This is a genomic window from Rhodococcus sp. Q1 (assembly GCF_004153645.1).
GTDB classification, from domain to species: domain Bacteria; phylum Actinomycetota; class Actinomycetes; order Mycobacteriales; family Mycobacteriaceae; genus Rhodococcus; species Rhodococcus gordoniae.
Map to the genome: position 1 here is coordinate 129,784 of NZ_SDMJ01000006.1, position 11,940 is coordinate 141,723.

The 11,940-nt window shown below is 69.0% G+C and carries 11 protein-coding genes; 2 read left to right on the forward strand and 9 right to left on the reverse strand.

The window, feature by feature from the left end; genetic code table 11:
* Positions 1-8: 8 nt before the first annotated feature.
* The 3 genes from EQ874_RS18240 to dapE are packed head-to-tail and all read right to left on the reverse strand — an operon-like array spanning position 9 to position 2,450.
* A complete protein-coding gene (locus EQ874_RS18240; protein ID WP_129977660.1) occupies positions 9-569 on the reverse strand; it encodes a TIGR00730 family Rossman fold protein in 561 nt (186 codons plus the stop codon).
* Positions 563-1,363, reverse strand: coding sequence for a TIGR00730 family Rossman fold protein (locus tag EQ874_RS18245; RefSeq protein ID WP_026002823.1), 801 nt, complete (start codon positions 1,361-1,363; stop codon positions 563-565). Before EQ874_RS18245 ends, EQ874_RS18240 begins: the two co-directional genes overlap by 7 nt.
* Before the next feature lie 10 nt (positions 1,364-1,373).
* The gene (gene dapE, locus EQ874_RS18250; protein ID WP_064064433.1) at positions 1,374-2,450 is read right to left on the reverse strand and encodes a succinyl-diaminopimelate desuccinylase; all 1,077 of its coding nucleotides are present in this window, start codon (positions 2,448-2,450) and stop codon (positions 1,374-1,376) included.
* A 98-nt stretch (positions 2,451-2,548) separates the two neighbouring features.
* Here dapE and dapD point away from each other — a divergent pair, with 98 nt between their 5' ends.
* Complete coding sequence (dapD, locus tag EQ874_RS18255) at positions 2,549-3,502, forward strand: 2,3,4,5-tetrahydropyridine-2,6-dicarboxylate N-succinyltransferase (protein ID WP_016932057.1); 954 nt, start codon at positions 2,549-2,551, stop codon at positions 3,500-3,502.
* Between the two features lie 133 nt (positions 3,503-3,635).
* Positions 3,636-4,985: an amino acid permease gene (locus tag EQ874_RS18260; RefSeq protein ID WP_242496806.1), complete on the forward strand. Its 1,350-nt coding sequence runs from the start codon at positions 3,636-3,638 to the stop codon at positions 4,983-4,985.
* Here EQ874_RS18260 and EQ874_RS18265 read toward each other — a convergent pair.
* From EQ874_RS18265 to fdxA, 6 genes are all read right to left on the reverse strand, one after another.
* Positions 4,939-6,567, reverse strand: coding sequence for a substrate-binding and VWA domain-containing protein (locus EQ874_RS18265; RefSeq protein WP_129977662.1), 1,629 nt, complete (start codon positions 6,565-6,567; stop codon positions 4,939-4,941). The genes EQ874_RS18260 and EQ874_RS18265 overlap by 47 nt on opposite strands.
* A gap of 100 nt (positions 6,568-6,667) precedes the next feature.
* Positions 6,668-7,921 carry a helix-turn-helix domain-containing protein gene (locus tag EQ874_RS18270; protein ID WP_064064436.1) on the reverse strand — a complete coding sequence of 418 codons (1,254 nt, stop codon included), beginning with the start codon at positions 7,919-7,921 and terminating at the stop codon, positions 6,668-6,670.
* Between the two features lie 172 nt (positions 7,922-8,093).
* Positions 8,094-9,524, reverse strand: coding sequence for an acyl-CoA synthetase (locus EQ874_RS18275; protein ID WP_129977663.1), 1,431 nt, complete (start codon positions 9,522-9,524; stop codon positions 8,094-8,096).
* A 43-nt stretch (positions 9,525-9,567) separates the two neighbouring features.
* On the reverse strand, positions 9,568-10,272 hold the full coding sequence (locus tag EQ874_RS18280) for a rhomboid family intramembrane serine protease (protein WP_129977664.1): 705 nt from the start codon (positions 10,270-10,272) through the stop codon (positions 9,568-9,570).
* 62 nt (positions 10,273-10,334) lie between these two features.
* A complete protein-coding gene (dapC, locus tag EQ874_RS18285; RefSeq protein ID WP_242496799.1) occupies positions 10,335-11,444 on the reverse strand; it encodes a succinyldiaminopimelate transaminase in 1,110 nt (369 codons plus the stop codon).
* A gap of 22 nt (positions 11,445-11,466) precedes the next feature.
* Positions 11,467-11,790 carry a ferredoxin gene (gene fdxA, locus EQ874_RS18290; protein WP_064062289.1) on the reverse strand — a complete coding sequence of 108 codons (324 nt, stop codon included), beginning with the start codon at positions 11,788-11,790 and terminating at the stop codon, positions 11,467-11,469.
* Positions 11,791-11,940 lie beyond the last annotated feature (150 nt).

The following is an 11,940-nucleotide window of genomic DNA, read 5'->3' on the forward strand; positions in this document are numbered from 1 at the left end:
GGAACAACTCAGACCGCTGCGTACGGCGCTGCGCATCGGTCGAGCGCATCGGCGAGGTCGGTGGCGACCCCGAGACCGTCGAGTGCGCGTCGCGCGACGAAGCCGGTGTCGACCATCGAACCGAGCCAGGTGAGCAGACCGTCGAAGTGCCCCACCGGATCGAACAGCACGACCGGCTTGTCGTGCATACCGAGATACCCCGCCGTCCACGTCTCGAACAGTTCCTCGAGGGTTCCGATGCCGCCGGGCAGGGTCAGGAAGGCATCGGCGCGGTCCTCCATGATGCGTTTACGCTCGCGCATCGTCTCGGTGACGATCAGCTCGTCGGCCTCGACGTCCGCGACCTCGCGGTGCACGAGCGCCTTGGGGATGACGCCGATCGTGCGCCCCCCGGCCGCGCGGGCCGCCTCGGCGACCGCGCCCATCATCGACACGTTGCCGCCGCCGGAGACCAGCTGCCAGCCCCGTCGGCCGATCTCGGTCCCCACCGCGGCCGCGAGTTCGAGGAACTGCGGGTCGACAGGCCCCGACGCGCAGTACACGCAGACCGACAACGGCTCGGTCACCATCCACTCTCCTGTCCGTGCAGTTCGCCCTCGTCCTCGCCGCGATGCGCTTCGCGGATGATGCTCACGGTCTCCTCGACGCTGTCGGTGACGAACAGCAGATCCAGATCACCCGCTGCGATCTTGCCGTCGCGGACCAGGGTCTCGCGCAGCCAGTCCACCAGGCCGCTCCAGTACTCCGAGCCGACCAGCACGATCGGGAACCGGGTGATCTTGTGGGTCTGCACGAGGGTGAGCGCCTCGAACAGTTCGTCGAGAGTGCCGAAGCCCCCGGGCAGACACACGAACGCCTGCGAGTACTTCACGAACATCGTCTTACGTGCGAAGAAGTACCGGAAGTTGAGCCCGAGATCGACCCATTCGTTGAGGCTCTGCTCGAACGGCAGCTCGATACCGAGCCCGATCGAGAATCCCCGGGCTTCGCTCGCGCCCCGGTTGGCCGCCTCCATCGCACCCGGTCCGCCACCGGTGACGACGGCGTACCCGGCGTCGACGAGCGCGGCTCCCAGCTTGCGGCCCATCTCGTATTCCGGATGGTCGGCAGGGGTACGCGCGGAACCGAAGACGGCCACGGCACGGGGCACCTCGGCGAGGGCGCCGAAACCCTCGACGAACTCGCTCTGGATCCGCAGGACACGCCACGGATCGGTGTGCACCCAGTCGGACGGACCCCGGCGATCGAGCAACCGCTGATCCATCGTGGTCGCCTCGCGGGCCCGCTCGCCGCGCAACTGCACCGGCCCCCGCTGCACGATCTCGCGACGGGAACCGCCTTCGAAAGAGTTGTCGCCGGACATGACGGTCACGCTATCGCGTGAGATAGGAGCGCAGAACGGAGGTCACCTCGGTGATCCGTCCGATCTCGACGTGCTCGTCGCGCTTGTGTGCCAGGTTGGGATCGCCCGGGCCGTAGTTGACGGCCGGAATGCCCAGCGCCGCGAACCGCGAGACGTCGGTCCAGCCGTACTTGGCCCGGAACTTCCCACCCGCCGCCTCGACGAGCGCGGCCGCCGCCGGATTCGACAGTCCGGGCAACGCGCCCGGCGACATGTCGGTGAGTTCCATCGAGATCGCGAGGCCGTCGAACACCTCGCGGACGTGCGCGAGAGCGTCGTCGGGGCTGCGATCCGGGGCGAACCGGAAGTTCACGTCGAGCGCGGCCGCGTCGGGCACCACGTTCCCCGCGACACCGCCCTCGATGCGCACGGCCGACAGTCCTTCCCGGTACACGCAGCCGTCGATGTCGACCGACCGCGCCTCGTACCGGGACAGACGGTCGAGCACGGGAGCGAGCTTGTGGATCGCGTTGTCACCGAGCCAGGAGCGCGCCGAATGCGCCCGCACGCCGTCGGTGGTGATCCGCACCCGCAGCGTGCCCTGGCAACCGGCCTCGATCTCACCGGAAGTGGGCTCGCCCAGGATCGCGACGTCCGCATCGAGCCAGTCGCGCAGTTCGGTCTCGATCCGCCCGAGCCCGTTGAACGACGCCGCGATCTCCTCGCAGTCGTACATCACGATCGTCAGGTCGTGGGCGGGATCGGTGACGGTCGCGGCGAGGTGCAGGAAGACGGCGTCGCCGGCCTTCATGTCGGAGGTGCCGCATCCCCACAGCAGGTCGCCGTCGCGTCGCGACGGCACGTTGTCGGCGATCGGGACGGTGTCGAGGTGCCCGGCGAGCATCACGCGGCTGCCGAGTCCCCGGTTCGTCCGCGCCAGGACACAGTTGCCGTTGCGCACGATCTCGAAGCCGTCGGTCTGCTCCCGCAGGGCCGCCTCCACGGCGTCGGCGATGAGCGTCTCGTCCCGGGACACACTCGGGATGTCGACGAGCGCGGCGGTCAGTTCGACGGGGTCGGCGTGCAGGTCCAACTGCGGTACGGGCATACCTGCACGATACGAAACGCGTATGCCCCTCAGACCCCGCACACGATTTTCTCAGGGGGGACACAGGCCCAGGACCGGCTCGCGTACGCTTCTCACCCGTGAGTGCACACGGAGCATCAGCAGTAGGCATCGCGAACATCACGGAGGACGGGACCGTCCTCGACACGTGGTACCCGGCACCCGCCCTCGGCGAGCCGAGCGAAACCGGAACGACACGCCTCGAGGGCACAGACATCCCGTCCGACCTGGCCCTCCTCGCCGGTCACGACGAGGCGCGCGAGGTCCAGCAGGTCGTGGTGCGCACCGACATCGCCGACCTGTCGAAGCCTCCCGTCGACACCCACGACGCCTACCTGCGCCTGCACCTGCTGTCGCACCGCCTCGTCCGCCCGCACGGTCTCGCTCTCGACGGCATCTTCGGTCTGCTCGCGAATGTCGTGTGGACCAACTACGGCCCGTGCGCGCTCGACAACTTCGAGACCGTGCGTTCGCGCCTCCGCATCCGCGGACCGGTCACCGTCTTCGGCGTGGACAAGTTCCCCCGCCTGGTCGACTACGTCGTTCCCTCCGGCGTCCGCATCGCCGACGCCGACCGGGTCCGCCTCGGCGCGCACCTCGCCTCCGGCACCACCGTCATGCACGAGGGCTTCGTCAACTTCAACGCCGGCACGCTCGGCAGCTCCATGGTCGAGGGCCGTATCTCCGCGGGGGTCGTCGTCGACGACGGCTCCGACATCGGTGGTGGCGCCTCGATCATGGGCACCCTGTCCGGTGGCGGCAAGGAGGTCATCTCCGTCGGCAAGCGCTGCCTGCTCGGCGCGAACGCGGGTGTGGGCATATCGCTCGGCGACGACTGCATCGTCGAGGCCGGCCTGTACGTCACCGCCGGCACCAAGGTCACCGGCCCGGACGGCACGGTGGTCAAGGCCGCGACCCTGAGCGGCGCGTCCAACCTGCTGCTGCGGCGCAACTCGGTGAGCGGCGCGGTCGAGGTCGTGCCGAACAAGGGCAGCGGCGTCGAACTGAATGCGGCTCTGCACGCCAACGACTAGCTCTGCGCGCCAACGACCAGCTCTCTGCACGCGACAACAGATTCGGAACCGAGAAACCGTGAGTGAAACCCAGCGGCCCGCTTCCGAGGTCGAACATCTCGGGAGCGGCCTGAAGGTCCGTCATCTGACCATGATGGGACTCGGGTCCGCCATCGGTGCGGGCCTGTTCCTCGGTTCCGGTGTGGGTATCGCTGCCGCCGGTCCGGCGATCATCGTGTCGTACCTGCTCGCCGGCGTGATGATCATCTTCGTGATGCGCATGCTCGGCGAGATGGGTGCCGCACTGCCGGTGAGCGGATCGTTCTCGCACTACGCGCGGATCGGCATCGGCCGGTGGGCCGGATTCAGCATGGGCTGGCTCTACTGGTTCATGCTGATCATGGTGCTGGGTGTCGAGATCACCGGCGCCTCGGCGATCGTCCAATCATGGCTACCGGGCGTACCCCAATGGGTGGTCGCGCTGGGGTTCGTCACCTTCTTCGCGGTCGTGAACCTGGCGCAGGTCGCCAACTTCGGTGAGTTCGAGTTCTGGTTCGCGGCGCTGAAGGTCGCGGTCATCGTCGGCTTCCTGATCATCGGCATCCTGCTCGTCTTCGGCCTGCTCCCGGGAACCGAACCCGTGGGCACCACCCACCTGCTCGGCGACGGCGACGGCTTCGCACCCAACGGCATCGCCGGTGTCGCCGCCGGCCTGCTCGCGGTGGCCTTCGCCTTCGGCGGCATCGAGATCGTCACGATCGCCGCGGCCGAATCGAAGGACCCCGAACGGTCCATCGCCACCGCCGTGCGCAGCGTGGTCTGGCGGATCTCGGTCTTCTACCTCGGCTCGATCTCGATCATGGTGCTCGTGCTGCCGTGGACCGCGGCGAGCGGCGAGACGTCCCCGTTCGTGTCGGTGCTCGACATCGCCGGTATCCCCTACGTGTCCGGGCTCATGGAACTCGTCGTGGTGATCGCGTTGCTGTCGGCGTTCAACGCCAACGTCTACGGCACCTCGCGGATGGCGTACTCGCTGGCGCGCGGAGGCGACGGCCCGGCATGGCTGAGCAAGCTCACCCACCACGGGGTGCCCCGCAACGCCGTGCTGGTCTCGGTCTTCTTCGGATTCGTCAGCGTGTGGCTCAACTGGCTGCTGCCCGACACGATCCTCGGGATCCTCCTCAACGCGGTCGGATCGGCGCTGATCGCAATCTGGCTGTTCATCGTCGTCTCGCATCTGCGCTTGCGTCGCAGGTTCGAACAGGAGGGCACCCTGCGCCTGCGTATGTGGCTGTTCCCCTATCTCAGCTGGTTCACCCTGGCGATGCTCATCGGTTTCATCGCGCTGATGTTGTCCGATAGTGCAGCGAGGGTTCAGCTCGCCTCGACCTTCGTGCTGTTCCTGATCATCACTGTGCTCGGACTGATCTGGCACCGCACCCACGACCGGGCGGCCCTCAGCCACCCGTCCGATCGGCCAGCGCCGCGACCACGAGATCGGTGATGTCGAGCGGGTCGCTCGTCCGGTAACTCGTTCCTCCGGTCGCCTCCGCGATCTGTTCGAGCGCCACGGAATCGACGTCCTCGCCGAGTCCGATCGTCACGACCCGGACCGGCGGCTCGTTCTCACCGGCGAGGGTGGCGAGCAGTTCGCCCTTCGAGATCCGCGACCCCTCGTCGGCCCCGTCGGTCACCACGACGACACTGTTGGCTGCTCGCAGGTCGTAACTGTCCTGCACGTACCGGAAGGCCGCGAGGATCGTGTCGTAGAGCGCTGTGCTCTCGTCGGCCGTTCCGGCCATCTGTGCCACGAGTGCGGTGAGTCGATCGCGGTGTGTCCGGCCCTCGACGACCGAATCGAAGCGTCGTATCGGTGCCGCCTCGACGTATTCGGCGCCACCTGCTCCCCCGCCGAACAACCACAGGCCGGCCGAGACACTCCCCGGGAGGACGTCGTTGGCAGCCAGCGCGGCGCGCCGTACCAGTTCGATCCGGCTCTCGTCGCCGAGATTCCGGTTCATCGATGCGGACACGTCCACCGCGAAGACGGTGCGTACGGGAAGCGCCTGCAGGGCCCACACGTTCATCGCCTCTTCCGCGACGCTCTCGTCCTGGAGCTCCAGCACGGGAACGGGTCCCACACCACGGTCGCCGGGGAGCACCCGACCGTTCCCGTCCCGGAACCCGTACCGAGCCAACCTGTCGAGCCCTTCGGGTGTGTGCAACGCGTCGATCAGCAGGGTCGCGGCGTAGGCCACCCTGTCGTATCGCTCACCGCGCGCCGTCACGACCAATGGATAGTCGACGAGTGGGGTGCCCGTTCCGGGTACCGCGGTACCGAGATCCCGCTCGTGGACACGGCGATAGGTGTCCACCTGCTGTTCGGTGCTCACGACCTTCCCACCGTCCGAGACGACGTTTTCGAGCAGTTCCGAACCGGCGGGCGCCTCCTCGTCGCGGGCCAGCTCACGTTCGGCCAGCGGTGCCATGACCGGACGGACCGTTCCGATCGCGACGGGATCACCGGCGGCTTCGGCCAGCACGGCGCGGATGGCCCCCGCGGCGGGACCGGACCGCAGCGGATTGCCGAAGACGAGATCGGGTGAGGACAGAGCGCTCTGCCAGTCGGGCACCGGTTCGACGCCGCCCGGTTCACCTGCGAGCACGAGCGGCGTCGTGGCGAGGGGTGTCGACACCGTGCGCACCGGCCCCGAGGCGTTCGTTCCCGCCCACGACGCCCACCAGCCACCCGCCGGAATCCACAGGTCCGGGGCATCGTCCGCCGCGATCCGCGCCGATACCTCGCCCGGCTCCTGTTCCACGACCTCGAACTCGGCACACGCCGGGGGCGCGATCTCCCCGATCACCGGGGCGAGATCGGAGGACACCGCCACCGTGTACCGCTCGACCACGTCGCAGTCGCGTCCTTCCTCCACGACGAGGAAGGCGATCGAGCCTGCTGCGAGGACGAGGATCGCGGGGACGACGAGCCGGCGCATCCGGCGCCTGCCCGGCCGTGCACCTTCGCGCTTCCCGCCACGACGGACCGGCGGATCCGGATCGGACGGTTCGGACTCCCTCGCCATGCGCCGGCCCCCTCGCGCTCACTCCGGGTGACGCCCCCTCGGTCGCCCGAGACCGATGATATCGACCGAGACGCCGCGGGAAGCCGAATCCGGCGCGATGTCAGCCCTGTTCGGAGCTCTCCTGTTCGAGTCGCCGAGCGGTCAGTGCCGCCTGCAGTTGCCGCAGCCCCGAGGGCCGGGTGGGATCGAAACCGGTGAGCTGCGCGACCCGCTTGAGCCGGTAGTCGACCGTGTTCGCATGGACGTGCAGGGTCTTGGCCGTGAGCTGCCGGCTGAGGTCGTGTGCGATGTGTGTTTCCAGCGTCTCGACGAGTTCGGGTGATTCGTCGAGCGGATCGAGCACGCGCGCGAGATGCCGGCGCGCCGGTCCGGGGCGGGTGAGCTGGTATTCGAGGGCGAGATCCTGCATGCCGTAGGCACCGACGGGGCGCCCGAGCCGTCGCGCGAGATCGAGCAGTTCGTGGGCCTGCTTCGCCGCGATGGGTACTTCCCGGACGGGCGCGTGGACGAGAGCGATCGTGACGGACACACCCGCGACGGTCTCGATGCGTTGCCGGAACTCCTCGATCGCCTCGGTCGAGGGCGACTCGGGCAACAGGACGGTGCCGCCCTCGGGGCCGAGCATCGCGAGGTGGCGGCCCTCGCAGATCGCTTCGAGTTCGGTCTCGACCCGGCGCAGGGTCCGACGCGCGACGACCTCGGGCCGCACATGCGGATTGCGCTCGTCGGGATGACGGGTGAGCGAGACCGCCAGCACGGTGTAGGTGTCGGCGAGCACGAGACCCGAGCGTTGCGCGACCGTCGCGGCGTCCTGCCCGCTGAGCAGGGCAGTGACCAGCTCTTGCGCGGCGACGTCGCGTTCGCGCCGGATCGCGTCGAGTTCGGCGACGAAACCGGTGGTGGCGGCGACGGTGACCTTCTCGAGCAGGGCCATCCACAGGCGGGACGCATCGGCAACGGAGGAGACATCGCCCTCCCGAGCCCGATCGGTGACCAGTTCCCAGCCGAGCCTGATGCCTTCGTGATAGATCCGGAGCATGTATTCGAGCCGGAATCCTGCGCGGGCCCATTGGGCGGCGCTGCTGCGCAGGTCGGCGAGTTCGGCGTCGGACGGCAGTTCTCCCGAATCGAGGAGATGGATCGCGATGCGCAGGCAGCGCACGGTGACCTCGGTGACGTCGCCGCGCAGCGATTCCCCCGGCCGGAGCGAACACGGAGCCACGTTGTCGGCGAAATGCGCCACGAGTTTGCGAGCCACCGCCGGCAGATCGCGCAGCGGAACGGACGCGGGTTTGCCGTCCACCAGGAACAGCGGGGCGTGATCACCGTCCCCCCGACGATCGCGCCCGGGCACCCGGACCTGATCCGTTACAGACATCCCTCGAACCCCCATCGAAGTGAGTAGATCTACATACGGTGCAGTAGAGAATCCGCCTCGGAGTGTGACACATGCAACCCCTGTGGCCGATTTTCCACGCCATCCCGGTTACAGGAACCTACCTGCCGACGATCACCCGCCGGATTTCTCAGCCCAGTTTCTTCTTCTGCACCTTGCCCATCGCATTGCGCGGAAGGTCGCTCACCAGGCGCACCTCCCGGGGCCGCTTGTGGACGGACAGTTGTTGCGCGACAAGGTTTATCAGCTCTTCCTCGTCGGCCTCCGGACCGCCGGCCGCGGGCACCACGAACGCGACGATCCGCTGACCGAGATCCTCGTCGGGCAGCCCCACCACGGCCGCCTCCCGCACGGCAGGGTGCCCGAGCAGGACCGTCTCGATCTCTCCCGCGCCCACCCGGAACCCGCCCGTCTTGATCAGATCGGTCGACTCCCGGCCCACGATGCGGTGGAATCCGTCCTCGTCGACGACCGCCACATCACCGGTGACGAACCATCCGTCCTCGGTCCACGCCGCCGCGGTGGCCTCGGGTCGGTTCAGGTAACCGTCGAACAGCATCGGCCCGCGTACCTGCAGGACACCGATGCTCTCCCCGTCGTGGGGCACGTCGCGGCCCTGCTCGTCGCGCAACCGTGTCTCCACACCGGCCACGGGCGTACCGACCCAGCCGGGGCGGCGCTCGCCGTCGACCCGCGTGCTGAGGGTCAGCATCGTCTCGCTCATACCGTACCGCTCGATCGGGACGAGGCCCGTGAGCTCACGCAGTCGTTCGAAGACCGGCACCGGCAGCGGTGCGCTGCCCGAGACGAGCAGTCGCGCACCGCTCAGCGCGCGGGCGGATTCCTCGTCCTCGACGACGCGCGTCCACACTGTCGGCACCCCGAAGTACAGGGAACCCCGCGCTTCCGCGTAGGCCTTCGGCGTCGGCCGGCCGGTATGGATCAGTCGGCTGCCGACGCGCAGCGCACCCACCACTCCGAGCACGAGTCCGTGCACGTGGAACAGCGGAAGTCCGTGCACGAGCGTGTCGCGCTCGGTCCAGGCCCACGCCTCGGCGAGCGCGTCGATGCCGGCGGCGATCGCACGCCGGCTCAGGAGCACGCCCTTCGGGGCACCGGTGGTACCGGAGGTGTAGAGCACGAAGGCGATTCGCGACGGGTTCGGCTCCGGCAGATGATGCCAGTCGCGGGCGTGCAACCGGACCGGCAGTACCGGCAGTTCCGGGACGTCGGGATGCTGCACCTCGGGGGCCGGACCGAGCCAGGCCTGTGCGCCCGAATCGGTCAGGATGTGTGCGAGTTCGGCCGGCCCCGAATCCGGAGGCACCGGCACCACGGTCGTCCCGGCGAGCAGAGCGCCCGTCACGGCGACGACGGTGGCCGCGCCGGGAGTGGCGAGCACGGCCACCCGATCGGCCCGTGCCACCCGCGCGGCGACCGCGGTCGCCGCGCCGAGCAGATCGCTGCGGGAGAAGGTGTGACCGTCGATACGAACGGCGTCCGGGAGATCGTCGCCGCGCGCGACGGCCAGCGGGTTCAGCGAACGAAGCAGTGCAGACACAGCAGCCACGATCCCATATCGCGCCGCACTCCCATCGGGGCGGTCAGGTGCGGACGTCGCCGCGCGTCGCCGACACCGATGCCCGCGTGAGGCGCGGCGGGGGAAGCACAGTGGCCAGGACCGCGCCCAGCAGCATCCCGATCAGGATCGCCACGCCGTGCGCGTCGCCCGCGACCACGAGCACCACGCCGAGAACGAAGGTCGCCGCGGAGGCGACGAGCAGCGGGCGCGTCGCCCCGACGACCGGCCAGAGTCCCGCGAGGGTCGCGGCCGACGCGAGCGTCGCGCCGGTCGTTCCCGCGCCGTCGGACGGGAAGACGAAGGTGGTGAACAATCCCCACAGCAGCTGACCGACCACGAACAACCCGATCGCCCGGTACCACCCCCACACCCGCACGATCGCGACGGAGACCACCGCGAGCAGCACGAGGTTCACCACGGTGAGGAGCACTCCGCCGTCCTCGACCAGACCGGCGGCGAGGACGCGCCACCACTCCCCCGCATCGCGGGTGCGGACGGGTTGCCGCCTGAAGAGGTCGAGCAGTTCCGGGAAGATCAGCCGGGCCAGCGACATCACCGCGACCACCGACCACAGGATCGTGGCCGCGACCGGCGGAGGCCACCAGAACGATCGGGCCCTCGCGTGCGCGGCACTCCCGGACCAGGAACGCGACGCACTCACCGCGGTGATCGCCACGACGGCGACGTAGAGCACCCACAGCAGCGGATCCTCACCGGACGAACTCACGGGGCCAATCTACCGGCGACCTGCCCGCCGGGCGTCGGGTCGAGAGGGGTGACCGCGCTCGATCAGCGCAACCGGGCAGCGGCCGCGGCGATGTCGTCGTCGGTGGCGGTCAGCGCGATCCGGACGTGCAGGACACCGCCGGGACCGTAGAACTCGCCGGGCGCCACGAGGATTCCTCGTTCGGCGAACCAGTCGACGGTCGCGCGGCATTCCTCACCGCGCGTCGCCCACAGGTACAGGCCCGCCTCCGAGTGGTCGACGGTGAAGCCGGCGCCGCGCACGGCCTCGAGGAGCACCTCGCGACGCGTGCGGTACTTTTCGCGCTGCGCGTTCTCGTGCTCGTCGTCGTTCAGTGCCGCGGTCATCGCGGCCTGGATCGGCAGCGGCAGCATCATGCCGGCGTGCTTGCGGACCTCGAGCAGGTCGGCGACGAGGTCGGCGTCGCCGGTGACGAAACCGGCCCGGTAACTCGCGAGATTCGAGGTCTTCGACAGCGAGTGCACCGCGAGGAGGTTGGTGTGGTCGCCCCCGCACACGCTCGGGTGCAGGATCGACAGGGCCTCACCCTCCCAGGTGAGACCGAGATAGCACTCGTCGGAGACGACGATCGCGTCGCGGCTACGCGCCCAGTCGACGACCTTGCGCAGGTGGTCGGGACCGAGCACCTTGCCGGTGGGGTTCGACGGCGAGTTCACGAAGACCAGCGACGCCACTTCGGGTCCGAGGCGGGTCAGTCCGTCGGCGCGGATGATGCGGGTGCCGGCGAGCAGGCCGCCCACCTCGTAGGTCGGGTACGCCAGTTCGGGGATGACGACGAGATCGTCGGCGCCGAGACCGAACAGCGACGGCAGCCAGGCGATCATCTCCTTGGTACCGATCGCCGGCAGGATCGCGGCGTCGTCCAGACCGGTGATGCCGTAGCGGCGCTCGAGCGCACCCACGGCCGCCCGCCGCAGTTCGGCGGTGCCGTGCGTGGTCGGGTAGCCGGGCTCCTCGGCGACGGAGACGAGCGCCTCCCGGATCACGGGAGCGACCGGGTCGACCGGTGTGCCCACCGACAGGTTGACGATGCCCTCGGGATGCGCCGCGGCCTTCGCCTTCGCGTCGGTCAGGGAATCCCAGGGGAAGTCCGGCAGGTTCTTCGCCACCGAACGGCGGACACGCGTGCTCACGACAGTTCCACCGGTCCGTTCGTCACTCTTCGCCCATGGGAGGGAGGTTCTTGACGAACGGCGGGTCGTAGTCGACCTTGCCGAGCTTCGCGGCGCCACCGGGCGAGCCGAGATCGTCGAAGAAGTCGACGTTGGCCTTGACGTAATCGGACCACTCGTCCGGAACGTCGTCCTCGTAGAAGATCGCTTCGACGGGGCACACGGGCTCGCACGCACCGCAGTCGACGCACTCGTCGGGGTGGATGTACAGCATGCGACCGCCCTCGTAGATGCAGTCGACGGGGCATTCCTCGATGCATGCCTTGTCCAACACGTCCACGCACGGTTCCGCAATCGTGTACGTCACTGCTGTTCTCCCTGCCTCTCTGTCAGCCCGCCGACCTGCGCGGCCTCGCCGAAGGAGCGTTCTCGACGCCCACGGTCCTCCAGTATCCCCCGACCCTCCGCAACGCTTCGGAGTAAGGGTCCCCTACCACGCCCGGAGTCGTGACCCGAG